This window comes from Cupriavidus sp. 207A1 (genome assembly GCF_057798955.1).
On sequence record NZ_JBYOJO010000005.1, the window covers coordinates 296189 to 319402 of the forward strand.

The 23214-nt window shown below is 68.0% G+C and carries 20 protein-coding genes; 11 read left to right on the plus strand and 9 right to left on the minus strand.

Annotated features, from left to right (window positions below; translation table 11 throughout):
• The first annotated feature begins 71 nt into the window (after positions 1-71).
• Positions 72-335 (plus strand): hypothetical protein, encoded by a 264-nt coding sequence (locus AC3FMM_RS11645; protein ID WP_115713445.1) that lies wholly within the window; start codon positions 72-74, stop codon positions 333-335.
• Positions 336-358: 23 nt separating this feature from the next.
• On the opposite strand, the gene AC3FMM_RS11650 is transcribed toward AC3FMM_RS11645, so the two are convergent.
• From AC3FMM_RS11650 to AC3FMM_RS11660, 3 genes are all read right to left on the minus strand, one after another.
• Entirely contained in the window at positions 359-1936 is a 1578-nt protein-coding gene (locus tag AC3FMM_RS11650; protein WP_488686635.1) for a phospholipase D family protein, read from the minus strand.
• Positions 1937-2078: 142 nt separating this feature from the next.
• Entirely contained in the window at positions 2079-2651 is a 573-nt protein-coding gene (locus AC3FMM_RS11655; protein ID WP_115713443.1) for a superoxide dismutase family protein, read from the minus strand.
• 154 nt (positions 2652-2805) lie between these two features.
• On the minus strand, positions 2806-3741 hold the full coding sequence (locus tag AC3FMM_RS11660) for a LysR family transcriptional regulator (protein WP_326347127.1): 936 nt from the start codon (positions 3739-3741) through the stop codon (positions 2806-2808).
• A gap of 417 nt (positions 3742-4158) precedes the next feature.
• On the opposite strand from AC3FMM_RS11660, the gene AC3FMM_RS11665 reads away from it, so the two are divergent.
• The 6 genes from AC3FMM_RS11665 (at position 4159) to AC3FMM_RS11690 (ending at position 13351) form a co-directional block, all read left to right on the plus strand.
• On the plus strand, positions 4159-5067 hold the full coding sequence (locus AC3FMM_RS11665) for an alpha/beta hydrolase (protein ID WP_115714255.1): 909 nt from the start codon (positions 4159-4161) through the stop codon (positions 5065-5067).
• Positions 5068-5313: 246 nt separating this feature from the next.
• The gene (locus AC3FMM_RS11670; protein WP_115683149.1) at positions 5314-6555 is read left to right on the plus strand and encodes an efflux RND transporter periplasmic adaptor subunit; all 1242 of its coding nucleotides are present in this window, start codon (positions 5314-5316) and stop codon (positions 6553-6555) included.
• Between the two features lie 219 nt (positions 6556-6774).
• The gene (locus AC3FMM_RS11675) at positions 6775-9960 is read left to right on the plus strand and encodes an efflux RND transporter permease subunit (protein ID WP_115713441.1); all 3186 of its coding nucleotides are present in this window, start codon (positions 6775-6777) and stop codon (positions 9958-9960) included.
• An 88-nt stretch (positions 9961-10048) separates the two neighbouring features.
• The gene (locus AC3FMM_RS11680; protein WP_172581831.1) at positions 10049-11566 is read left to right on the plus strand and encodes an efflux transporter outer membrane subunit; all 1518 of its coding nucleotides are present in this window, start codon (positions 10049-10051) and stop codon (positions 11564-11566) included.
• A 106-nt stretch (positions 11567-11672) separates the two neighbouring features.
• A complete protein-coding gene (locus tag AC3FMM_RS11685) occupies positions 11673-12794 on the plus strand; it encodes a YbhB/YbcL family Raf kinase inhibitor-like protein (RefSeq protein ID WP_488686636.1) in 1122 nt (373 codons plus the stop codon).
• Between the two features lie 89 nt (positions 12795-12883).
• Positions 12884-13351: a DUF2127 domain-containing protein gene (locus tag AC3FMM_RS11690; RefSeq protein ID WP_115683145.1), complete on the plus strand. Its 468-nt coding sequence runs from the start codon at positions 12884-12886 to the stop codon at positions 13349-13351.
• Here AC3FMM_RS11690 and AC3FMM_RS11695 read toward each other — a convergent pair.
• The gene (locus AC3FMM_RS11695; RefSeq protein WP_488686637.1) at positions 13303-15114 is read right to left on the minus strand and encodes an ExeM/NucH family extracellular endonuclease; all 1812 of its coding nucleotides are present in this window, start codon (positions 15112-15114) and stop codon (positions 13303-13305) included. The two genes, AC3FMM_RS11690 and AC3FMM_RS11695, sit on opposite strands and share 49 nt — an antisense overlap.
• Before the next feature lie 154 nt (positions 15115-15268).
• Between AC3FMM_RS11695 and AC3FMM_RS11700 the strand changes: the two genes are divergently transcribed.
• On the plus strand, positions 15269-15559 hold the full coding sequence (locus AC3FMM_RS11700; protein ID WP_115683143.1) for an antibiotic biosynthesis monooxygenase family protein: 291 nt from the start codon (positions 15269-15271) through the stop codon (positions 15557-15559).
• Between the two features lie 9 nt (positions 15560-15568).
• The gene (locus AC3FMM_RS11705) at positions 15569-16207 is read left to right on the plus strand and encodes a CDP-alcohol phosphatidyltransferase family protein (protein ID WP_115683142.1); all 639 of its coding nucleotides are present in this window, start codon (positions 15569-15571) and stop codon (positions 16205-16207) included.
• An 83-nt stretch (positions 16208-16290) separates the two neighbouring features.
• Here AC3FMM_RS11705 and AC3FMM_RS11710 read toward each other — a convergent pair whose 3' ends face one another.
• Complete coding sequence (locus AC3FMM_RS11710) at positions 16291-17595, minus strand: MFS transporter (protein ID WP_326347129.1); 1305 nt, start codon at positions 17593-17595, stop codon at positions 16291-16293.
• A gap of 108 nt (positions 17596-17703) precedes the next feature.
• A complete protein-coding gene (locus AC3FMM_RS11715; protein WP_116314290.1) occupies positions 17704-18297 on the minus strand; it encodes a TetR/AcrR family transcriptional regulator in 594 nt (197 codons plus the stop codon).
• 279 nt (positions 18298-18576) lie between these two features.
• Between AC3FMM_RS11715 and AC3FMM_RS11720 the strand changes: the two genes are divergently transcribed.
• Positions 18577-19917 (plus strand): MFS transporter, encoded by a 1341-nt coding sequence (locus AC3FMM_RS11720; protein WP_488686638.1) that lies wholly within the window; start codon positions 18577-18579, stop codon positions 19915-19917.
• 24 nt (positions 19918-19941) lie between these two features.
• Here AC3FMM_RS11720 and AC3FMM_RS11725 read toward each other — a convergent pair whose 3' ends face one another.
• Positions 19942-21780, minus strand: coding sequence for a bifunctional metallophosphatase/5'-nucleotidase (locus AC3FMM_RS11725; protein WP_488686639.1), 1839 nt, complete (start codon positions 21778-21780; stop codon positions 19942-19944).
• Positions 21781-21908: 128 nt separating this feature from the next.
• On the opposite strand from AC3FMM_RS11725, the gene AC3FMM_RS11730 reads away from it, so the two are divergent.
• Positions 21909-22340 carry a hypothetical protein gene (locus AC3FMM_RS11730; RefSeq protein WP_488686640.1) on the plus strand — a complete coding sequence of 144 codons (432 nt, stop codon included), beginning with the start codon at positions 21909-21911 and terminating at the stop codon, positions 22338-22340.
• Between the two features lie 40 nt (positions 22341-22380).
• Here the strand turns inward: AC3FMM_RS11730 and AC3FMM_RS11735 are convergent, their stop codons facing one another.
• Positions 22381-22818 (minus strand): hypothetical protein, encoded by a 438-nt coding sequence (locus tag AC3FMM_RS11735; RefSeq protein ID WP_473704473.1) that lies wholly within the window; start codon positions 22816-22818, stop codon positions 22381-22383.
• A 76-nt stretch (positions 22819-22894) separates the two neighbouring features.
• The gene (locus tag AC3FMM_RS11740) at positions 22895-23155 is read right to left on the minus strand and encodes a hypothetical protein (RefSeq protein ID WP_147309753.1); all 261 of its coding nucleotides are present in this window, start codon (positions 23153-23155) and stop codon (positions 22895-22897) included.
• Positions 23156-23214: the final 59 nt, after the last annotated feature.

Consider the following 23214-nt stretch of genomic DNA (forward strand, 5'->3'; position numbering starts at 1 on the left):
AGCAGGCCTGCTACAGTGTCATGGCCGCCATGCAGGCGGCCATGACAAAAGAGCTTCCGGGGAGACAGCAGATGAATCGCAAAGGCCTGGTCGACGCCGCCATGGCGCTGGAAGACCTGGCGGCCGGCAACACGCCCGCGCCCGCCCAGGTGGCCGCGGGGGCCGCCGCTCTGGAGAAGATCCACGCCGATTTCCCGGCCTGGCGCGACGTGGGCGATGCACTGTTCGGCCTGAAGGCGCTGGCCGGCGGCAGCGGCATGGGGCTGGACGAGAAGGGGCGCCAGCGCGCCGGCCGGCTGGCCGATGTGGTACGCAGCCTGATCGACCAGATCTGACCGCCGGGCCCGGGCGGCCACTCCTACAGCATCGACTCGATCGGCAGGATCGACAGGAACCAGATGCCGAGACGGCGCCACCAGCTGGTGTTGGGCTCGGTATCGTGGCGGATCACTTCATCGCCGCGCCGTTCCAGCCAGTAAAGTTGGCCGGTCTCGTCCAGCCTGACCTGATAGGCCGCTTGCGGGACCACGCTGGCGAAGGTGGATTCGATCCGGCCCGCCAGCACGGGGCTGTCGATGATAAAGCCGAGTTCGGTGTTGAGCATGGCCGAACGCGGATCGAAGTTGAACGAACCCACGAAGACCCGGCTGCCGTCGACCGCGAAGGTCTTGGCGTGCAAGCTGGAGCCCGAGCTGCCGAAGGGGCCGGCGCGCTCTTCCTTCTTGGGCGGCGCGGCCGCGCGCCGCAGTTCGTACAGGTCCACGCCGGCCTCGAGCAGGGCCTTGCGCCGCTTGGCATAGCCCGAATGCACGGCGGCCACGTCGGTGGCCTCCAGCGCATTGGTCAGCACGCGTACCGCGACGCCGCGCTTGGCCATGTCGGTGAAAAAAGAGGTGCCGCCGCTCGAGGGCACGAAGTAGGGCGAGATCAGGTCGAGCTCGCGCTGCGGCTCGCCCAGGATCTCGCGCAGCTGATGCGCCACCAGCGTGCGGCGCGAGGCTTCGCCCAGCGCCTTGGCGGGGTTGTCGCTGACCATGCGGGTGCTTGCCCACTGGAATTGCAGCGTGCCGTCCAGCATCCGCTGCACGTCGGGCAGTTCGCGCACCGCGGCCAGGTAGGCCGTCGCCGCCGGATTGCGCTCGACCTCGCGGGCGTGCCCGGCCAGCGCCTGCAGCCGTTCCACGCTGACCGGCGGCAGCAGACGGTCGACCGGGTAGGCCGAGGCGCTGGACCAGTAGCGGTCGAAATCCTGCGCCACCTCGCCGGCCGCGGGGCCGACGGCAATCACGTCGAGGTCGGCGAACAGCACGTCGTTGGTGGCGCCAAAGTATTCGTCGCCGACATTGCGCCCGCCGATGATGGTGGCAACGCCGTCGGCGGTGAACGACTTGTTGTGCATGCGCCGGTTCAGGCGCCGGAAATCCGTCAGGAAATTCAGTGCCTTGGGGTGGCGGATCACGAACGGGTTGAAGAGGCGCACTTCGACCTGCGGGTGCGCGTCCATCGCGGCCAGCAGTTCGTCCATGCCGGCAATGCCGTTGTCATCGAGCAGCAGGCGCACGCGCACGCCGCGATCGGCGGCCTCGTGCAGGGCCTCGAGCAGCAGCGTGCCGGTCAGGTCGTCGCGCCAGATGTAGTACTGCACGTCAAGCGTGCGCTGCGCGGTGCGCGCCAGCTGCACGCGCGCGGCAAAGGCGGCGTAGGCGTTCTGCAGCGGATGGATGCCGCTCAGCCCCGGGTGGCGCGCCACTTCGCCGGCCAGCGCCTGGCCCAGCCGCGTGGCCTGGGCTTCGGCCGGCGTCAGCGCAGAGGATTCGGTGCGGGGATTCAGCGGCGGCAGTGCGCAGCCGCCGAGCAGGGCGGCGCAGCACAGCATCAGCGAACCGGCGCCCAGGCGGCGGTGGGGGACGAATGCGGCGTCGGTCGGCAATGGCATTGGGCGTCGGGACGGCCCCTTTGCGGAGCCCTATGTGTTGCGGCGATGGCGCCATGTTGCCATGCCGCGCCGCGGGCGTCGCGATTCGGGCAGCCCGGCGAGCCCGGACACATCTGGTCCAGGCCCGCTGACCGCAGCGCGCTCAGGACGCCGCCACCACGCCGCAGGCAATGCGGCCGCCGGCATTGCCGGTGGGCTGCGTCTTGTAGTCGTCCGGATCCTTGTGCACCACGACCGCGCGGCCGATCACGCTGTTGGCGCCGGTGCCTACCGACAGCGACGGCAGCAGCATGCTGACGCGCACGTTGCCGCTGGCATCGGCGGTGACGTTGTTCATGTCGCCGGCATGGTGGTCCGGCATGGTCATCTGCCCGTGGGCCTTGCCAGTCGGGTTGAAATGCCCGCCCGCGCTCATCGCGTCAGGCGCGGAGCAGTCGCCTTTCTCGTGGACGTGGAAGCCGTGGACCGAATTGGGCGGCAACCCGGTAATCGCGGCGGTCATCATCACGCCACCGGGTTGCTGCTGGAAGGTGACGGTGCCGGCGGTATTGGAGCCGCTCTTGGGCTGCAGCGTGGCCGAAGCCCTGGCACCGCTGGCGGCGCCGGTGGCGGACGGCTGGGCCGCGGACGACGAAGGCATGCCGGAGCCGGCGCAACCGGCCAGTGCCAGGGTTGCGGCAATGCACGCCGCCAGGGGGAGGAGCACTTGTTTCATCGGAATCCTCTTCTTGTCGTGATTTCGGAAGAAACAGTATAGGTCGGCGGCCGCTGAACGGATTTCCGGTTTTGTCCTACATGCCGCCTGGCATACGCGCCGCTGGCGGATCGCCCCAGCGCAGGTTGGTCACGCAGGTCGGCCACGCAACCATTCAGGCCGCCACGGGCAGCGGCTGCTGTGCCGCACCAAAATGCGGATGGCGCGAGAACAGCTCCGCAGCCCAGTTTACGAACACCCGCACCTTGGCCGACAGGTGCCGGTTCTGCGGATACATCGCCGAGATCGGCAGTTCATCGGTCTGCCAGTCGGCCAGGATTTCCACCAGCCTGCCGCTGGCCACATAGGGCTCGGCCATCGCGCGCGAGATGCGGGCGATGCCGTGGCCTTCCAGCGCGCAGCCGAGGTAGACATCGGCGTCGTTGGTGGAAATGGCGGAGGGCAGCAGCACTTCGCTGCGCTCCATGCCGCGCGCCAGCGGCCAGGGCATCTCGCGGCCGGTGCGGTTGGACAGGAAATTGACCGCCTTGTGCTGCGCCAGCTCGGCCAGGTCACGCGGGGTGCCGGCGCGGCTCAGGTAGATCGGCGACGCGTAGAACGCCAGCTGCACGTGGCCGATGCGGCGGGCCACCATGGCTTCGTCCAGCGGCACGCCGACGCGCAGCACCACGTCGACGCCTTCCTGCAGCAGGTCGATCGGCTTGCCGTTGATGGTCAGTTCCAGCTTCAGGTCCGGATAGGCCTGGAAGAATTCATGCAGGTGCGGTACCAGCACCAGTTGCGCCAGCCCGGCGGTGGTGTCGACCGACAGCGTGCCGCGCGGCGAATTGTTCTGGCGCGTCAGCGACTGCTCGGCCTCCTCGACATCGGCCAGGATGCGCACGCACCGTTCGTAGTACGCGGCGCCATCGTTGGTCACGCTGATGCGGCGCGTGGTCCGGTGCAGCAGCTTCACGCCGAGGTGGGTTTCCAGGTTCTGGATCAGGCGGGTCAGCGTGGCCTTGGGCAGGTCCATCGACTCGGCGGCACGCGCAAAGCTGCCGACGTCGACGACCCGGGTGAATGCCTGCATTGATACGAGACGGTCCATGATGAGGTTCCGACGATAGATCCGAACGGCGCGCCGCCCGCGCTCGTGGCGCACGCGGCCTGTCTTGTTGTTGTGATGGGGAGTCTGCCGGTTGCTGGTACGGGACGCGCGCTGGCTGGGCGCGCTGCCGGCATGGGTTCAGTCAGGCGTACGGCGCCGCGGGCGTTCACCCACGGGCCGGGCGCGCAACGGCCTGGCCAACCGCCGCGCGTGCCGAGAGCGGGAGTGAATCACAAAATCCAAGACCTTGTCATGCGTGGGGATTTCGGTTTTCAGACGCATAACAGGCCGGTTTGCGATTATTCCAATCCCGGAACAGTGCATTGGCGATCTCTCGCTTTATCCCATCCTCGTCAATCACCATAATCCGTTGCATCGCAACACTCAAGCGCATTGTCTATGCCGTGCGCCGATGCCATGTCACAGAAGCCAGGCCAACGCTCCGCAGCCGCCAGCGCCGCCACTGCCCCAACGGCAGCCGGGTCGGGACAGGCGCGCGTGGCCGAGCATACGGTGACCAGCGACGGCCGCGAGATCCTGGTGCGGGTGTGCTATCCGCCGGGCTACCCGGCACCGGGCATCGACAGCGCCGCACTGCTGCCCTGGCTGGTGTACCTGCACGCCGGCGGCTTCGTCGACGGCGGCCTGGAGCATGCCTGCCACCTGGTGCAGGACCTGGCCACGACGGTGCCCGCGGTGGTGGTTACGCCGGCGTATTCGCTGGCGCCCGACCACCCGTTCCCGGCGGCGCCCGAGGATGCGCACAGCACCGTGCAGTGGGTGTTGCGCAATGCCCGGCGCCTGAAGGTGGACAAGACCCGCTTCGCGCTGGTGGGCGAGGAAGCCGGCGGCAACCTGGCGATCGCGCTGGCGCAGATGCTGCGCGACCGCGGCACCGCCCAGCCGCGCGGCCAGTGGCTGATCCGCCCGGTGACCGACCCGTGCCTGCAGCATGCCTCCTGCGCGGGTTTTGGCGGCGGTACGGTGCCGATGGAAACGCTGCGCCGGCTGGCCGACAACTATCGCGATTACCTGCCGACGCCGGCCGATACGGTGCATCCGTATGCGGCCCCGGCACTGGCCTCGCGCCTGGCCGGGCTGCCGCCCACGCTGGTGCAGGTGGCCGAACACGACGCGCTGCGTGCCGAAGGCGAAGCCTTCGCCGGGCGCCTGGGCAAGGCCGGTGTGCCGGCCCAAGCCATGATCATGCCCGGCGCCTGCGGCGACGGCGTGGAAGAGGCCCATGACAGCTGTCAGGCATGGGTCGACGAAGGGGCGCGGTTCCTGCGGCGATGTCTGGCCGTGGCCGACGCTACCTCACCTTGACTGAACGCTGCGCTGGCGCCAACGCCAGCCGGCCTGGAGCCAAGCCCGCCGGCTGAGCCGCTCCAGACAACCGCCAGCCGGCTCTGTTTCGGCCAGAGCCAGGACCGCAGCGCGCGCCGTGATGCGCGCGGTCCCAAGTCCGACCATCAGTTTGACCATGGTTCCGATCCGCTCGCGCGGACCGGCAGGCGGCGTTCGGCCATTTGCTTTTCCGGTTGAAGAAAACCCGATCCAGGAGTTTGAGAAATGCAGCAGCAGAAGCGACGTACCCTGATTGCCCTCGCCATCGTCGTGGTGCTCGGTGCCGGCGTGGCCGGTTCGATCCTGCGCCCGTGGCACAGCGGCGAAGCCCACGCCAACACGCCGCCGCCGGCACCGGCCATCGAGGTGGCCGCGGTGGTCGGGCAGACCATCACCGAGTGGGATGAATTCTCCGGCCGCCTGGAAGCGGTGGACCGGGTGGAAATCCGCCCGCGCGTCGGCGGCACCATCGACGCCGTGCACTTCCGCGAAGGCGCGCTGGTGAAGAAGGGCGATCCGCTCTTCACCATCGACCCGCGGCCTTATGCCGCGGAAGTGGCGCGCGCCGAAGCCGCGCTGGCCGCGGCGCAGGTGCGCGCGGCGCATGCCAAGAGCGAAGGCGAACGCGCACAGCGCCTGCTGGATGACAACGCCATCTCGCGGCGCGAGTTCGACGAGCGCATCCATGCCGCGCGCGAAACCGGCGCCAACGTGCGCGCCGCCCAGGCGCAGCTGGAAACCGCGCGCCTGAACCTGGCCTACACCCGCATCACCGCGCCGGTGTCCGGCCGCGTGTCGCGCGCCGAGATCACGGTGGGCAACCTGGTGGCCCCCGGCGCGGCGACACCGCCGCTGACCACGGTGGTGTCGGTGTCGCCGATCTACGCCAGCTTCGAGATCGACGAGCAGAGCTACCTGCGCTACACCGCTCCCGGCGCCGGTGGCGGGCAGGCCAACCTGCCGGTCTACCTCGGCCTGGCCAACGAAGACGGCCATCCGCACCAGGGCAAGATCCAGTCGGTCGACAACCGGCTCGATACGCGCAGCGGCACCATCCGCGTGCGCGCGGTGTTCGACAACGACGACGGCCGCCTGCTGCCGGGCCTGTACGCCAAGGTCAAGATGGGCGGCGGCGCGCCGCATGCGGCGGTGCTGGTCAACGACCGGTCGGTCGGCACCGACCAGGGCAAGAAGTTCGTGCTGGTGGTCGACAAGGCCAACAAGCTGGTCTACCGCGAAGTCGAACTCGGGCCCAACTATGAAGGCCTGCGTGTGGTCCGCAAGGGGCTGAAGCCGGGCGAGAACATCGTGGTCAATGGCTTGCAGCGCGTGCGGCCGGGCGACACGGTGCAGCCCAAGGTGGTGGCCATGGCCTACCGCAGCGAACTGGAGCCGCGCCCGGCGGCGCCTGACCGCAAGCAGGCCGCGAGCGAGAAGGGCGATGCGGACGTGAAGCCGGTGAGTTGAGCGCCATGAACGCTTGCTGAGGGTTTGCTCCCCGTCCCCGTGAGGGGAGAGGAAGTACAAGGCCCAGACAAGCCCGGGCGGCGTTGGAGCATCCAAAAACCGCCGGCCTTGCTTGATGTGGCGTGTTGCCAGCGCCCCTAGTTTTGCATCGCTCCCCAGGCAGTTGATGGTGCCCGCCACAAGCGGGCCGCCAGGGGAGCGCTTTTAGCAGAGACCAACATGAATCTCTCGAAATTCTTTATCGACCGCCCCATCTTCGCGGGGGTGCTGTCGGTGCTGATCTTCCTGATCGGTGCCATCTCGATGTTCAAGCTGCCGATTTCGGAGTACCCGGAAGTGGTGCCGCCGTCAGTGGTGGTGCGCGCGCAGTATCCGGGCGCCAACCCCAAGGTGATCGCCGAAACCGTGGCGTCGCCGCTGGAAGAGCAGATCAACGGCGTCGAGGACATGCTGTACATGTCTTCGCAGTCCAACAGCGACGGCCTGCTCACGCTGACCGTGACCTTCAAGCTGGGCACCGACCCCGACAAGGCGCAGCAGCTGGTGCAGAACCGCGTTTCGCAGGCCGAGCCGCGGCTGCCGGAAGACGTGCGGCGGCTTGGCATCACCACGGTCAAGAGCTCGCCCGACCTGACCATGGTGGTCCACCTGGTCTCGCCCAACGACCGCTATGACATGACCTACCTGCGCAATTACGCGGTGATCAACGTCAAGGACCGGCTGGCGCGCCTGCAGGGCGTGGGCCAGGTGCAGCTGTTCGGCTCGGGCGACTACGCCATGCGCGTGTGGCTCAACCCGGAAAAGATGGCCGAGCGCCAGCTTGCCACCGGCGACGTGATCAAGGCCATCCGCGAGCAGAACGTGCAGGTGGCGGCCGGCGTGATCGGCCAGTCGCCGTCGCTGCCGGGCGCGGACCTGCAGCTGTCGGTCAATGCGCAGGGCCGCCTGAGCACGGTGGAAGAGTTCGGCGATATCGTCGTGCGCACCTCCGCCGACGGCGCCGTGACCTACCTGAAGGACGTCGCCCGGATCGAGCTGGGCGCGTCGGAATACGCCTTGCGCTCGCTGCTGGACAACAAGCCCGCGGTGGCGATTCCCATCTTCCAGGCGCCTGGTTCCAACGCCATCCAGATCTCGGATGACGTGCGCAAGACCATGGAAGAGCTGAAGCAGAACTTCCCCGACGGCATCGACTACAGCATCGTCTATGACCCCACGCAGTTCGTGCGCCACTCGATCGAGGCGGTGACGCACACGCTGTTCGAGGCGATCGCGCTGGTGGTGCTGGTGGTGATCCTGTTCCTGCAGACCTGGCGCGCGTCGATCATCCCGCTGCTGGCGGTGCCGGTGTCGATCGTCGGTACCTTCGGGCTGATGCACCTGTTCGGCTTTTCGATCAATGCGCTGTCGCTGTTCGGGCTGGTGCTGGCGATCGGCATCGTGGTCGATGACGCGATCGTGGTGGTGGAGAACGTCGAGCGCAATATCGAGGAAGGGCTGACGCCGAAGGAGGCCACCTACAAGGCCATGCGCGAGGTCAGCGGCCCCATCATCGCCATCGCGCTGACGCTGATCGCCGTGTTCGTGCCGCTGGCCTTCATGACCGGCCTGACCGGCCAGTTCTACAAGCAGTTCGCGCTGACCATCTCGATCTCGACCATCATCTCGGCGTTCAACTCGCTGACGCTGTCGCCGGCGCTGTCGGCGCTGCTGCTCAAGAGCCACGACGCGCCCAAGGACTGGCTGTCGCGCTGGATGGACCGCGTCTTCGGCGGCTTCTTCAAGCGCTTCAACAAGTTCTTCGGCCGCAGCGCCGAGAGCTACGGTCGCGGCGTGAAGGGCGTGATCCGCCGCAAGGGCTCGGTGTTCGGCGTGTACGCGGTGATGCTGGCGCTGACCTGGGGTGTGTTCCAGCTGGTGCCCAAGGGCTTCGTGCCGGCGCAGGACAAGCAGTACCTGGTGGGCTTTGCCAAGCTGCCTGACGGCGCCACGCTGGACCGCACCGAAGACGTGATCCGCAAGATGAGCGACATCGCGCTCAAGCATCCGGGCGTGGAATCGGCGGTGGCCTTCCCGGGCCTGTCGATCAACGGCTTCACCAACAGCCCCAGCGCCGGCATCGTGTTCGCCACGCTCAAGCCGTTCGAGGACCGCAAGAGCGCCGAGCTGGGTGGCGCGGCCATTGCGGCCGAGCTGAACCAGAAGTACGCGGCGATCCAGGATGCCTTCATCGCGGTGTTCCCGCCGCCGCCCGTACAGGGCCTGGGCACCATCGGCGGCTTCAAGCTGATGATCGAGGACCGTGCCGCGCTGGGCTATGAGGCGCTGTTCGAAGCGACCAACGCATTCGCCAACAAGGCGCGCGCCACGCCCGAGCTGAGCGGCATCTTCAGCAACTACCAGGTCAACGTGCCGCAGCTCGACGTCAGGCTGGACCGCGTCAAGGCCAAGCAGCTGGGCGTGCCGGTGACGGATGTGTTCGACACGCTGCAGACCTACCTGGGCTCGGCGTACGTCAATGACTTCAACAAGTTCGGCCGGACCTACCAGGTCAAGGTGCAGGCCGACGCACCGTTCCGCGCCCATGCCGAGGACATCCTGCAGCTGAAGACGCGCAACGCCGCCGGCGACATGGTGCCGCTGTCGTCGCTGGTGCAGGTCAAGCAGGGCTTCGGTCCGGACAGCGTGGTGCGCTACAACGGCTTTACCGCCGCCGACATGAACGGCGGGCCCGCGCCCGGCTTCTCGTCGGGCCAGGCACAGGCCGCCGCCGAGCGCATCGCCGCCGAAACGTTGCCGAAGGGCATCAAGTTCGAATGGACCGAGCTGACCTACCAGGACATCCTGGCGGGCAATGCGGGGATCTGGATCTTCCCGCTGTGCGTGCTGCTGGTGTTCCTGGTGCTGGCTGCCCAGTACGAGAGCCTGACGCTGCCGCTGGCGGTGATCCTGATCGTGCCGATGAGCCTGCTGGCGGCAATGACCGGGGTGTGGCTGACGCAGGGCGACAACAACATCTTCACGCAGATCGGCTTCATCGTGCTGGTCGGCTTGTCAGCGAAGAACGCGATCCTGATCGTCGAGTTTGCGCGCGAGCTGGAGCACCACGGCCGCACCGTGGTGCAGGCCGCGATCGAGGCCAGCCGCCTGCGCCTGCGCCCGATCCTGATGACGTCGTTCGCGTTCATCATGGGCGTGGTGCCGCTGGTGATCTCCACCGGTGCCGGCGCCGAGATGCGCCATGCGATGGGCGTGGCGGTGTTCGCCGGCATGCTTGGCGTGACCTTCTTCGGGCTGTTCCTGACGCCGGTGTTCTACGTGGCGCTGCGGCTGCTGGCAACGCGCGGCCAGCGCCGCGCGCAGCCGGCGCAGGTCGAACACCAGGCCGTGGCTTCGGCTGAATAACGCATGCTTGCTCCCTTCTCCCACTGGGCGAAGGGAGCCATCTGGACGGGGCCGACCCGCCAGAGCACAGAACAGTCAAGGAATGAACATGATTGCCCAGATCTCAAGGCAGCTGCCCCGAATCGCCACGCTGGCCGCCGCGCTGGTGCTGGCCGGCTGCTCGCTCGCGCCGACCTACAAGGTGCCGGAGACCGCCACCGTGCCGGCCTTCAAGGAAGCCGAGGCCGCCCAGGCCGAAGGCGCGCAATGGAAGACCGCGACGCCGGCCGAGGGCCTGCATCGCGGCGAATGGTGGAAGATCTTCGGCGACGCCGAACTGGACCGCCTGATCGCTGCCGCCGGTGAATCCAACCAGGATCTCGCCATCGCCGCGGCGCGCCTGAAGCAGGCGCGCGCCTTCACCGGCGCCACCGAGGCGGACCTTTACCCGCAGCTCAGCGTGGGGCTGGACCCCACCCGCTCGCAGCCGTCGGCGGCGTCGCAGGGCCTGCCCGACGGCACCCGCGTGCCGCCGCAAACGGTGCTGAAGGCGCGTGCCTTTGCCAGCTATGAGCTGGACTTGTTCGGCCGCGTCGCGTCGAGCGTCAACGCTGCCCGCGCCGACGGCCAAGCCGCGGAAGACCTGTACCGCTCGGTGCAACTCGCACTGCAGGCCGACGTGGCGCAGGCGTATTTCGCGCTGCGCACGCTGGACAGCGAGCGCAACCTGCTCAACGCCACCATCAAGCTGCGCGAGGATGCGCTGTCGCTGCTGAAGAAGCGCTATGACGCCGGGGAAACCACCGACCTCGATCCGGCGCGTGCCGAAGCGGAACTTGGGACCGCGCGTGCCGACCTGGCCGGCATCGAGCGCCGTCGCGCCAACCAGGAGCATGCCCTGGCGGTGCTGACCGGCGTGCCGCCGGCGGCGTTCTCGCTGCCGGCGAGGCCGTTCGATGCCGCGCCGGTGGCGGTCCCCGCCGGGCTGCCGTCCGAGCTGCTGGAGCGGCGCCCGGACATCGCCGCGGCGGAGCGCCAGATGGCAGCGGCCAACGCGCGCATCGGCGTGGCCAAGGCCGCGTTTTTTCCGCGCATCACGCTGACGGGGCTGTTCGGCTTTGAATCGGCCGACCTGTCCAACCTGTTCAAGTGGTCCTCGCGCACCTGGATGCTGGGCCCGCTGATCGGATCCAGCATCGCGCAGACCGTGTTCGACGGCGGCCGCAACAGCGCCAACCTGGCCGGCGCCCGTGCCGCCCACGAGGAAGCGGTGGCGAGCTACCGCCAGACCGTGCTGGTGGCCTTCCGCGAGGTGGAAGACAGCCTCGCGGACGTGCGCTGGCTCAGCCAGCAGGCCGGCGCGCTGGACAGCGCACTCGGCGGCGCCAGGCGCGCGGCGCGCATCTCGCGCAGCCGTTACGATGCTGGCGCGGTCGACTACCTGACGGTGATCGATGCCGACCGCACCGTGCTGCAGTCGCAGCGCGAGGCCAACCAGGTTGCCGGCCTGCGCGCGGCCGCCACGGTTTCGCTGGTGCGTCGCCTGGGCGGAGGCTGGGGACCGCTGCCGGCATCCGTGGCCGCGGCGCCTGCGGCCGAGGGCGCCGCCGCCCCGGTGGCGCGCTGAGCCACGCACGGGACTGGCGCGATGCCGGGCAGTCACTACACTGTAAGCATCGCGCCATGCGCCAGGGATGCACGGGTGCGTCCCGGTTGCGTCCGGTCCCGCTGCCATGCTTGTCCGACACAGGAAACTGCTCTGGGGTTTCGTCTTCGCCGCGGCCACGGTGGGCGCGCTGCTGGCACCGCTGCCGGGGCTGGACCGCACCGCCATCCATGACGAGGTAGTGATCGCGCGCCCGCTGGCGCTGGTCTTCGATTTTGTCGCGACCCCGCGGCACTGGCCCGCCTGGCATCCGGCCTCGCTCGGCGTGGCGGGCGCCACCGACCATCCGCTGGAGCGCGGCGAGCGCGTCGCCGAAACGTTCATGCTGGCGCGCCGCGGCGGCGTGGTGGTCTGGACGGTGATCGAAAGCCAGCGGCCGCGCACGTGGTCGATCGAGGGCGTGGCCGCGGGGCGCCGCGTCGGCACCATCACCTACCGGCTGACGCCCGCCATCACCCCCTCGCTGGCGCCGGCGGCCGAACGCACGCGCTTCGAGCGCGAATTCCACTACCGTTCGCCGACGTTGCTGTTTGCGCTGATCAATCGCCTGATGCTGCGCGACCAGTTGCAGGCCGAGTCCACCGAAGCGGTGCGCCGGCTCAAGGCGCTGCTCGAGGCCGAGCCGCCGCCATCGCAGCGCGGCGCCTTGCGCGCGGCACCGATCCGGCCTAAGTTGGAGCCATTGCGCATTGCCTCCAGGGAGGCCCATATGCCGTTCCAGCTGCAATCGACTGCATTTGCCCCGGGCGGCGCGATCCCGGCCCTGCACACCTGCGAGGGCGCCGATACCTCTCCGCCGCTGGCGTGGAGCGGCCTGCCGCCCGGCACGGCAAGCCTGGCGCTGATCGTCGACGACCCGGACGCGCCCGACCCGGCCGCGCCGAAGATGACCTGGGTCCACTGGGTGCTCTACAACCTGCCGGCCGACACCGCCGCGCTTCCCGCCGACATCGCCAGGGCGGGGCTCCCGGCTGGCACGCGCGAAGGCCTCAACGACTGGCACCGCGCGGGCTACGGCGGCCCGTGTCCGCCGGTCGGCCGGCACCGCTATGTCTTCAAGCTCTATGCCCTGGATGTGGCACTGCCCGACATCGGCAAGCCGGACAAGGCCGCCCTGGAGCGATCGATGCAAAGCCACGTGCTGGCCAAGGCGGAACTGATCGGCACTTACCAGAAGTCACGCCCGTAGGCGTCGCGCCCGGGGCCCACCCAGCCCTCGCGTTTGGCGATATTGCACAATACCGGCTTTGCAGATCTTGCATCGACCGGAGATACCGCATGGCAAAGCAGGGCGCACTGGGCCTCAGGAGCATTGCGTTGTTCGAAGCGGCCAAGGGGCTGCTGGTGATCGTGGCCGGGCTGGGCCTGGCCGCACTGCTGCATCGCGATGCCCAGGCGCTGGCCGAAGCCATCATCCAGCGCTGGCATGTCAATCCGGCCAGCCGCTATCCCACCATTTTCCTGTCATTGCTCGAGCATCCCGACAATGCGCGCCTGTGGGCCATCGGCGGGTCCGCCGCGGTCTATGCGCTGATGCGCTTTGCCGAGGCTTATGGGTTGTGGCGCGGGCTGGCCTGGGGCAATTGGCTTGGGGTATGGTCGGGCGGCATCTACATTCCGCTGGAACTGTACGAGGCCCTGTTCCATCCCAGCTGGCTGCACGGCACGCTGGCCGCGGCCAACCTGCTGGTGGTGCTTTACCTGGCGCGCGGGCTGCTGGCGAAGTCGACCACCAAAGGGTCGTGATCGGAAGACCGGTACGGGTCGGGCGCATAGAAGGCCGGCGCGGCGCTTGAGCCCGGGGCTGTGGCATAGGAGAAGGCGACGGGCTCGTCGGCATTGATATGCCACGCATGTACGGCCACCACGTGGGCCGCGGCTGTGGCGTCGGCGAGTACATGGTCCAGGTAGCCGGCCTGCGCCGCGTAGACGTAGCTGTAGGCGTTCGGACCGGCAAAGCGCGCCACCAGGTCGGCGTAGCCGCGCCGCGCCAGCAGGCGTATCGGGTCTTCCATCGCGTAGCTGTTCAGGTCGCCGATCACCAGCACGCCCGCGTCGGCGACGCCGGTCGGCGCGGTGCCCAGCCAGCGGGCCAGGATGTCGGCGGCCTGTACGCGCGCGGGATTCCAGCAGCCCTGGCCGTCGCCCTGGTCGGCTTGCGCGCCGGCAGCCTCGACGCAGTTCTTGGATTTGAAATGGTTGACCACCACCGTCACCGTCGCGCCACCCGCCGCGGCGCGGAAGGTGGCCGCGAGCGGCTGGCGGCTGCGCTCGCCCAGCCATGTGGTGGCCACCCGGCCGGCGGGCAGCGCGGTGCGCGCGTTGTACAGCAGCCCCACGGCGATGGCATCGGCGCCTAGCGCGGGGGTGCCGGGAGCGGCCACGCGCCAGTCCGGCCCCAGCTGCGTGGCCAGCTGGCGGATCGCGCCGGACCGGCCGTAGCCATTGTTCTGGACCTCCATCAGGCCGATCACGTCGGCGTCCAGGCCGCGCAGCGCGGCCACCAGCTTGGCCTGCTGCCGTGCCAGCGCGGCCGTGTCCTGCGCGCCGCGGTTGCCGGGCGCATCGAGGCCACCGCCGTGGCCATCGCCATTGAAGTAGTTCTGCAGGTTGAAGGCCGCCACGCGCAGCCCGGTGGCGGGATGCCGCGGCGGGGGAGCGGGGCGCGGGTTGGCGCGTTGGTACCCCAGTGCGCCGGTACCGCGCGCCGGCTGCAGCCGCCACTGTCCGTGGCGTCGCTCCAGCACGCCCTGCACGCCGGTGACGGTATCGCCGGCGCGCAGCGGATGTTCGGCCGACAGGCGCGGGGACGGGTAGGGCACCACGGCGGGAAACTGGCGTGTCGAGCCATCGTCAAGCAACAATCGGTTGCGCGCGTTGGCCGCCGCGGCTTGCCGCGCGGCTGGTCCCGGCAGGGCCTGTTGCGTGGGTGCGAGCGGGCGCCCGTGGCTCAGCACCACCGTGCCATAGCGGCCCAGTTCATGGGTATCGCTGACCGTCAGCGTCTGCGGCAGGCGAACCAGCATGCCCTCCATTGCAGCCAGGTCAGACTCGCTGGCAAGCGGCAGCGTCAGCGTCCGCGGCGCCACGGACAGGCCCTGCGCGCACACCACGGGCGAACCTGACAGCACCAGCTGCGTTTGTCCGAATCGTTCTTCGATCCTTCCGGACACGCGCACCATGTCGCCCGCATTGGCCCGGGCGCGTGGCGCGTAGACAAACAGTCCCTCGGGCAGGCCCGGCCGATGCACGCGTTGCGCGTCCGCGGTCTGCAGGAAGAAGCCGCGCAGGCCGCCGTCGCCGCTGAAGTCTGCCGTGACGATGGCCTGGACTTCGACCGTGCGACCGGCAAGCGGCGAGACCTGGCCGGGGCTGCGGATATCGGCCAGCGCGGTCGCGGGGCTGTCGCATGGCTGCATTGCAGCATCCGCGCCGGACGGCAAGCCCATCAGGCAGGCCAGGTACAGGGCGGGCAGCGCAATGCTGCATTCAGGCAGGGGCGGACGCATGGCGGTTTTGGCAGGTCGAGGCAAGGTGGACGATGCTAACCCCTGCTTGTAACGGAATGCTTGCCGCGGGCAAGTGACGTCGCGATCGTGCTAAGGTAGTAGAGACTCGCCGGTACCCGACCGGCGCCGGCAACCACTTCATCGCCACGACGACATGATCAAGGAAATCGCGCAAATCACCATCAAGCCCGGCATGGACAAGCAGTTCGAACAAGGTGTGAGCCAGGCCACGCCGCTGTTCCTGCGCTCGCACGGGTGCCACGGGGTGCAGTTGTTCCGCTCGATCGAGCAGCCCGACCAGTACACGCTGGTGGTGGATTGGGAAACCGTGGACGACCATATGGTGCTGTTCCGCGAATCGCCGGAGTTCCAGCAATGGCGCGGCCTGGTTGCGGAAACCTTTGCCGCGCCGCCCAACGTGCACCACGAGTCCAAGGTCCTGTAAGCCCGCGCCATGAACACCCGGCCCGAACGCCCCCGCCATTTCTCGATGCTGCGCGAACTGCAGCTGGCCGATGTCTTCACGCTCGGCAACGCGGCCTGCGGCATGGGGTCGGTGTTCTTCGCGATGTTTTTTGTCGCGGAGCAGCAGCTGGCGCATTTCTATACGGCCGCGGCGCTGGCGCCGCTGGCCTTTATCTTCGACGTGCTGGACGGCCGCATCGCGCGCTGGCGCCATGCGCATTCGGCACTGGGGCGCGAGCTGGACTCGCTGGCCGACGTGATTTCGTTCGGCGTTGGCCCCGCCACGCTGGCCTTTGCCGCCGGCATGCGCGGCGGCTGGGACCTGGCGGTGCTGATCTATTTTGTCTGCTGCGGCGTCAGCCGGCTGGCGCGCTTCAACGTCACCGCCGAATCGCTGGCGGCCGGCAGCGACAGCGGCAAGGTGGCGTACTTCGAAGGCACGCCCATCCCGACCAGCGTGCTGCTGACTGCCGTGCTGACTTGGTGCGCGTCGCAAGGCCAGCTGGGCGGCGAACTGCCTGGCGGCGCATGGGTATTAGGCCCCGCCGTGCTGCATCCGCTGGTGCTGCTGTTCGCGCTGTCGGGCACGCTGATGGTCAGCAAGACCCTGCGCATCCCGAAATTCTGAATGGCCGGCGCACATGGCGCCGGCACTCTCTCGTTTTCGTCCTTCTCTGCCAGCTCTGAGGCGAACAGCGCCTCGCGCCTTGCTCAGGCGCGCGCACCCTCCGTGGCCACCCCCGCACGCTGGCGGCTGACCATCAGCGCCATCAGCGCGGCCACCAGGCAGGCCGCGCCTGCCGCGTAGAGCGCCGGCGTATAGGTCAGCAGCAGCGTACGGCTCAGGCCCGCGCCGAACGCGGCCACCGCCGCGCCGATCTGGTGTGCCGCGAAGATCCAGCCGAATACCATCGGCGCGCGCTCGCGCCCGAACGCCGTGGCCACCAGCTTGACCGTCGGCGGCACGGTGGCAATCCAGTCCAGGCCGTAGAACATCGCAAAGATCGACAGTCCGTACAGCGTGAAGGTGGAATGGGGCAGCCAGAACAGCGACAGGCCGCGCAGCGCGTAGTACCAGAACAGCAGCTTGCGGCTGTCGTAGCGGTCGGAGAGCCAGCCTGACAGGATGGTGCCGACAAAATCGAACGCGCCCATCATCGCCAGTGCCGAGGCCGCCGGTACCGGACCCATGCCGAAGTCGCCGCACAGCGCGATGAAATGGGTCTGGATCAGGCCGTTGGTGCTCAGACCGCAGATGAAGAAGGTGCCGGCCAGCACCCAGAACGCCTGGGTACGCGCTGCGTCGCGCAGCACACGGAACGGGCCGCTCAGCGTGAACGGCACAGCGGGCTGAGGTGCGGACGGCACTGGCGTGGAGGCCGGGACTTCGCCGAACGCGGCCAGGCCGACATCGGCGGGGCGGCTGCGCATCAGGCCGAATACCAGCAATGCCAGCACCGCGCACGCCGCCAGCACCGGCAGCACCGCCACGCGCCAGCCCATTCGTTCGATCAGCCAGGCCGCCACCGGCAGGAACGCCAGCTGCCCGGTGGCGGCGCTGGCCGTCAGGATGCCGATGACCAGGCCGCGCCGCGCGCTGAACCAGCGGTTGGCGACCACGGCCGCCAGCACCAGCGCAGTCAGCCCGGAGCCGACCCCCAGCATCAGTCCCCATGCCACAAAGAGCTGCCACAGCTCGGTCGACACAGTGGCCAGCGCCATGCCGCCCGCAATCAACGCCAGTGCGGCACAGACTACGTTGCGCACGCCGAAGCGGTCCATCAGCAGCGCCGAAAACGGCGCCATCAGCCCGAACAGCGCGAAGCGGAACGCCAGGATCGATGAGATCTGGTCGGTGTTCCAGCCCATCTCCCTGGTCAGCGGCTGCAGGAAGGCTCCAGGCAAGCCCAGCGCGGCCGAGGTGGTGAGCATCACCAGGAAGGTCAGGGCGGCAACCAGCCACGCGTAGTGGATGCCGCGCCGGTCGAGCCGGCGGGAAAGGGCTTGCGCAAACATGGGGCTCTCGTAGTGGGGAATCGCGGGACGGTTGAAAAAGGCATGGGAAGGGCAGTCCAGCCGCGCGCGGCGGCGGGATGCCTGTCTGGTTTTGGGGAAAGCGCGGGACTAGCCGGTGCTGCGCAGCAGGTGGGCGCGCGCCGCATCCAGCATTTCGTCGGAGAGCGGATCGCCTTCCGTTGCGCGCGCGAGCGTGAGGGCGCCGACCAGCAATGCCATGCGCACCAGCGCCTGGTCGTGGCGTTCTTGCGGGTCGTCCGACGACACGGTCTGCGCCATGTCATCGACCAAGGTTCGCAGGCCGTCCGCATAGGCCTGGCGCACCGGCTTGCCGGCGGGCTCGCGAGCGACATCGACAGCCAGCGCGGCGGCCGCGCAGCCGATGCCGGGATTGGCGCAATGCCCGGCGCTCAGATAGGGCTCGACCAGGTTGGCGAGCATGGCCTTGCGGTCACCGTCCGCACGGGCGAGACGACGCTCCCAGCGCGCGGTCGACTCCTCGAACGCTCGCTTGCAGGCCTGCGCGGCCAAGGCGTCCTTGGACGCAAAGTGGCCGTAGAAGCCGCCATGGGTCAGGCCGGCACCGGCCATCAACTCCGCCACGCTGACGCCGCTGAGGCCGCGCTCGCGGAACAGCCGCGACGACGCTTGCTCGATCGCCTCGCGATTCTTGTCGGTTTGCTCACGTGATGCGCGTGCCATCTGTCCACCTCGCTTAGGATCCGGCTTTCGCGAAGTTTAGATGATGCCCATCATTTATTCAATAGATGTTGAGCATCATCTATTCTGGTGTCGACCACGGCAATGTACATACATAGGAAGACGTCTTCAGCAAGGTGAAGGGTTTTCCCGTATCGTCTTGCCTGTTAAGCGCCCCTGGCCCAGGGCGACGCCCTTGCGCCGCCGACCTAGCCGCGGCGGCAACCGGTAAAGACAGTGTCCAGCACAGCCCCTCTCCAGTCCGTCTCAGCGGCGGACGCCATGACCTCGCGCGAGCGGCGCGGCATGGCCGCCATCCTGATTGCCGTCGCCCTTGCGACCCTCGATACCGCCATCGCCAATACGGCGTTGCCCTCGGTTGCGGCGGACCTGCGTGCCACGCCTGCCGCCTCGGTGTGGGTGATCAACGCCTACCAGCTGGCGATGGTGGCCACCCTGCTGCCGTTCGCGGCGTTGGGCGGGGTGGTCGGCCACCGGCGCATCTACCTGGGCGGCGTGCTGCTGTTCACGGCCGCCTCGGTGGTGTGCGCGCTGGCGTGGTCGCTGCCGACGCTGGCGGCGGCGCGGGTGCTGCAGGGCGTCGGCGCGGCCGCCATCATGAGCGTCAATACGGCGCTGATCAGCGCCATCTTTCCGACGCATCGGCTTGGCCGCGGGCTCGGGCTGAATGCGCTGGTGGTGGGCGTTTCGTTCGCGGTGGGGCCGACGGTGGCGTCGGTGATCCTGTCCGTTGGCACGTGGCCGTGGCTGTTTGCGGTCAACCTGCCGATCGGCCTGCTGGCGCTGGCGATCGGACGCGGCTCGCTGCCGCAGACGGCGCGCAGCACGCACGGCTTCGATCGTGTGGCAGCGGTGCTCAGCGTAATTGCCTTCGCCGCGCTGATCCTCGCGCTGGGCGAGGGCGCGCAGCGCGCGCCGCTGCACTTGTCGCTGGCCGCGGCCGGCGTCTTCGTGGTGGCGTTCGGCCTGCTGCTGTGGCGCGAGCGTGGCCATCCGGCGCCGATGCTGCCGGTGGACCTGTTCCGGCGGCCGATGTTCGCGCTGTCGACGGTGACCGCGGTGTGCTCGTTCGCGGCGCAGGGCCTGGCCTTTGTGTCGCTGCCGTTCTACTTCCAGCACGTGCTGGGGCGAGGGCAGGTGGAAACCGGCTTCCTGCTGACGCCCTGGTCCGTAGTGGTGGCGCTGATCGGGCCGTTGGCCGGGCGCCTGTCCGACCGTTACCCGCCGGCCGTGCTCGGTGGCGTGGGCCTGGCCGTGCTAAGCGCGGGCATGCTGTCACTGGCGCTGATGCCGGCCAACCCCAGTGCGCTCGATATCGGTCTGCGCATGTGCCTGTGCGGCGCGGGGTTCGGCTTCTTCCAGTCGCCCAATCTCAAGGCCTTGATGACCAGCGCCCCGCGCGAGCGCAGCGGCGGCGCCAGCGGCGTAGTGGCCACGGCCCGGCTGCTGGGGCAGGCCACGGGGGCGGCGCTGGTGGCATTGTGCTTCGGCATCGCCGGCGACCATGGGCCGGGTCTGGCGCTGGCGTTGGGCGCGGCGTTTGCCGGGGCGGGTGCCGTGGCCAGCTGGATGCGGCTGGCCGCTGACACGCCGCGGCCATAGCGGCGCGGGCCGCCGCTCGCTCCTTCAGTTCAGGCGCGTGATCCGGTTCGCTGCGCCGGGACTGACAGGGGATTTTGCCCTGAAGTAAGCTTCGAAGACGTCGATATCGACCGGCCCGGCCTGCTGGTTCGTACCCTGCTTCAGCACGGTGAAATTGTCGCCGCCGGAGGCCATGAAGTTGTTCACCGTGACGCGGTAGGTCCTGGCCGGGTCGATGGCGACGCCGTTGAGCCGTAGCGATGCCGGGTCGACGCGATTGCCCTGTCCCGCGGCGGCGCCTGCCGGCTTGCTCGCGTCCCAGGTATAGGTAAAGCCGCTGGAAACCTGCAGCACGCGACCGCCCGCAGGTTGCGGCGCCTCCCATTGCTGTTCCAGCAGGCGCAGGATCTGCGCGCCGGTCAGGTCCATCGTCACCATGCTGTTGCCGAAAGGCATGACGGCGTAGAGCTGCCCGAACGTGGTCTGGCCATTGGTGGCGGCGTCGTACGTCAAGTTCTGGCGCAGCCCGCCCGGATTGGTGAAGGCGATCACCGCCGGCCCGAACGACGCATCGGAGGTGCCGGCCAGGTAGGCGTCCGCCGCCAGGTCGCCCAGTGCCGACTCGCCCGCCGCGGTCTGGGTGCGATCGATGCTCGCGGTGATGGCGCCCACCACCGCATTCTTGATCGGCGCGGTCAGTTCCACGTAGCGATTGACCATTGCGTCGACCGCGCTATCCCTGGCCAGCGCCGTATAGCCCGCGGGCAGCGGGATCGGCTTGCCCTGGCTGTCCTTGATCACCAGATCGTTGACCGCCACGCGGTTGTTCGCCAGCTTGGAGGAGACCCGGCGCGTGGCCGGATCGATGGTGATATCGATTTCCGAAGCCAGTCGGCCATAGAAGCCCGTCTGCGTCAGCAGCTTGCCGTCCGGCCGGGTACAGACATATTCCTGGTGGGTGTGGCCGCTGATCACGATATCCACGGCGGGATCGAGCTTGTCGACGATCGACACGATGGCACCGTTCAGTCCGGGGCAACTCTTGTCGTTCACCGTGCCCGCCGTCGTGGCTCCGCCTTCATGCAGCAACACCACGATCGCATTGACGTTCTGCTGCCGCAGTTCCGGAATCAGCTTGTTGACCGTATCCGCCTCGGACTCGAACGTCAGGCCTGCGGTGCCCGCGGGCGTCACCACCGACGGCGTGTCCTTCAGCGTCATGCCGATAAAGGCCACCTTGGCCCAGTCAAAAGTCTTGATCCGGTAGGCCGGCAGCAGCGGCTTGCCGGTCGCCTGGTCGATGACATTGGCGGCCAGGTACTTGAACTTCGCCCCGGCGTAGGCGCCGTTGGTCATGCACGTGTCCACGCCGACAATGCCGCGCCGGCCGTCGGCGGACCGCGGAAAGCAGCCCCCGTTCTGCAGCCGCAGCAGTTCATCGCGGCCCTTGTCGAACTCATGATTGCCTACCGACGAGATCTCCAAGCCCATCTGGCCCAGCACATCAATGGCCGGCTCCTCATGGAACGCCCCGGAAACCAGCGGCGAAGCGCCGACCATGTCGCCGGCAGCCACCACCACGTTGTTCGGATTCTTCGCCTTCAGGGTCTGGATCAGCGCGGCCAGGTACGCGGCACCGCCCGCCGATACCCGGGTACCAACCGGGTTGGCGGCATCCTGCACCACCACGCTGCCGCCCGGCGCTTCCAGATTGCCGTGGAAATCATTAAGACCGATGATCTTCACCGATACCGGAGCATCCGCCACCGGAGCGGGGCTTGACGGCGCCGAACCGCCCTCATCATTCCCGGAACCGCAGGCGGCAACGATGCCTGCAAGAGCGAGCGCACCCAGGCTCGCGACGAGATACCGTTTGCGTGTCATGTGGCCAATCCTTTGGGAAGCGGCTGCAGGCAGCCACTCTATGGGCCCATCGTGACTGCTTCATGACGCGGGGATGTCATGCCATGGCGCTAACCTGAAACGCCATCAATGCCATGCACCGAACGCCAATGCATCCCTACCTGATCGCCTGCGCACTGGCCGTGTGCGCGGGCATTACCCAAGCCGCCACCACGGAACTGCCGCCAGCCGTGGCGCAGGCAAGCCGGCATGCCATGGCGGCTTGCCAGGAATACATGCATGACGACGCCGACGAGTACCGTTCCTGCATCGACGCCGTCGCCCGCGAGATTCCTCGGGGGCGCAAGGATACGATGGAGCGGCTGCTCGGGCATTACTACTATGCGTGGGTTGGCGCCAATAGTTCGGCGCGTTTGTCGCTGCCGGGGGCCGAGGCGGCGGCGCGGGTTTATTTGCGGGAGTTTCGGGCCTTGCAGCGCAAGCTGGGGGTGGATGACAAGACGCTGTGCAAGGCGGTGGAGGGGGATTGTGGGCAGAGGGTGGGGGTGATTGAGAGGATGGAGCGGGAGAGGGGGCGGTGAAAGGCTCGAGGCGTAGCTGCGCGCGAAAGTTGCACGCGGACTATTCGCTGTACGCCCGGAGCAAGTCGCGTATCTCTTCCTTGGTCAATTGGCCCGAGCCGAGCACAGCTGAAAAGTCATGCTTCCCTAGTGGAAAGCGTGTGAGCAGCGCATGCAGGCTGTCTTTATCGAAGGGCGTTGCAGTGAGTGGGTCTAGCCAGAATTTTTCCGTGGCGTCCCGAGGTTCCAGCTTTGTGCTCTCCACATTGATGTAGACCTTGTATCGGACAAAACCCTCGGGGAAGGTGCGATCGAAATATAGAGACGTCCCCCGGGGCAGCATTGCGGCAGGGCTATCCGAGTTTCCGCCGGTAAGCATCAACGGATACTGCAGCTTGTGCACCTTCGGAGTTTCTTCGTGCGCGAGTTGGTGTACCACGATTGCGCCAACTATGGCTCCGAGGAGTGCGGAGAGGACCGGGGATAGTAAGCGCTTCATGGTGCTATCCATCCTTGCGGATGCTCATTCGTTCTCGCCAATTGGCGCGTCCAAGCTGCTGGTGACGAGGTTCGCGTCACGCAAGCGTTTGGCGTAGGCCCGCGGTGTACTCCAACTTCCAAAGCCAGAAGGTATTGAGGTAGACGCTCGCTTGAGCGCTAACGCGATAGCGAGGTGAGAGTTCGTGACGCTGAATGCTGTCGAGGCAAATTACAATACTCTCCACCAGATCTTTTCGTACATTTTTGTACAGGTCGGGGTAGAGGAACTGCTGGCGAGCTTCGCCAGGCAGATCTGATATTTCAGCTAGCAGCAATGGTGGAGTTTTTCTTGCCATGTTGATTGGCCTTCGTGCGTGGTGGGCCCGGATATGATCTAAACTCGATCAAGTCACCA

Excerpts from the sequence above, each read along its gene's own strand:
- AC3FMM_RS11740 (WP_147309753.1), bottom strand. The coding sequence starts at position 23,155 with ATGGCAAGAAAAACTCCACCATTGCTGCTAGCTGAAATATCAGATCTG.
- AC3FMM_RS11685 (WP_488686636.1), top strand. The coding sequence starts at position 11,673 with ATGCTTGTCCGACACAGGAAACTGCTCTGGGGTTTCGTCTTCGCCGCG.
- AC3FMM_RS11690 (WP_115683145.1), top strand. The coding sequence starts at position 12,884 with ATGGCAAAGCAGGGCGCACTGGGCCTCAGGAGCATTGCGTTGTTCGAA.
- AC3FMM_RS11695 (WP_488686637.1), bottom strand. The coding sequence starts at position 15,114 with ATGCGTCCGCCCCTGCCTGAATGCAGCATTGCGCTGCCCGCCCTGTAC.
- AC3FMM_RS11715 (WP_116314290.1), bottom strand. The coding sequence starts at position 18,297 with ATGGCACGCGCATCACGTGAGCAAACCGACAAGAATCGCGAGGCGATC.
- AC3FMM_RS11735 (WP_473704473.1), bottom strand. The coding sequence starts at position 22,818 with ATGAAGCGCTTACTATCCCCGGTCCTCTCCGCACTCCTCGGAGCCATA.
- AC3FMM_RS11670 (WP_115683149.1), top strand. The coding sequence starts at position 5,314 with ATGCAGCAGCAGAAGCGACGTACCCTGATTGCCCTCGCCATCGTCGTG.
- AC3FMM_RS11720 (WP_488686638.1), top strand. The coding sequence starts at position 18,577 with ATGACCTCGCGCGAGCGGCGCGGCATGGCCGCCATCCTGATTGCCGTC.
- AC3FMM_RS11730 (WP_488686640.1), top strand. The coding sequence starts at position 21,909 with ATGCATCCCTACCTGATCGCCTGCGCACTGGCCGTGTGCGCGGGCATT.
- AC3FMM_RS11645 (WP_115713445.1), top strand. The coding sequence starts at position 72 with ATGAATCGCAAAGGCCTGGTCGACGCCGCCATGGCGCTGGAAGACCTG.
- AC3FMM_RS11665 (WP_115714255.1), top strand. The coding sequence starts at position 4,159 with ATGTCACAGAAGCCAGGCCAACGCTCCGCAGCCGCCAGCGCCGCCACT.
- AC3FMM_RS11705 (WP_115683142.1), top strand. The coding sequence starts at position 15,569 with ATGAACACCCGGCCCGAACGCCCCCGCCATTTCTCGATGCTGCGCGAA.
- AC3FMM_RS11675 (WP_115713441.1), top strand. The coding sequence starts at position 6,775 with ATGAATCTCTCGAAATTCTTTATCGACCGCCCCATCTTCGCGGGGGTG.
- AC3FMM_RS11710 (WP_326347129.1), bottom strand. The coding sequence starts at position 17,595 with ATGTTTGCGCAAGCCCTTTCCCGCCGGCTCGACCGGCGCGGCATCCAC.
- AC3FMM_RS11680 (WP_172581831.1), top strand. The coding sequence starts at position 10,049 with ATGATTGCCCAGATCTCAAGGCAGCTGCCCCGAATCGCCACGCTGGCC.
- AC3FMM_RS11650 (WP_488686635.1), bottom strand. The coding sequence starts at position 1,936 with ATGCCATTGCCGACCGACGCCGCATTCGTCCCCCACCGCCGCCTGGGC.
- AC3FMM_RS11655 (WP_115713443.1), bottom strand. The coding sequence starts at position 2,651 with ATGAAACAAGTGCTCCTCCCCCTGGCGGCGTGCATTGCCGCAACCCTG.
- AC3FMM_RS11725 (WP_488686639.1), bottom strand. The coding sequence starts at position 21,780 with ATGACACGCAAACGGTATCTCGTCGCGAGCCTGGGTGCGCTCGCTCTT.
- AC3FMM_RS11700 (WP_115683143.1), top strand. The coding sequence starts at position 15,269 with ATGATCAAGGAAATCGCGCAAATCACCATCAAGCCCGGCATGGACAAG.
- AC3FMM_RS11660 (WP_326347127.1), bottom strand. The coding sequence starts at position 3,741 with ATGGACCGTCTCGTATCAATGCAGGCATTCACCCGGGTCGTCGACGTC.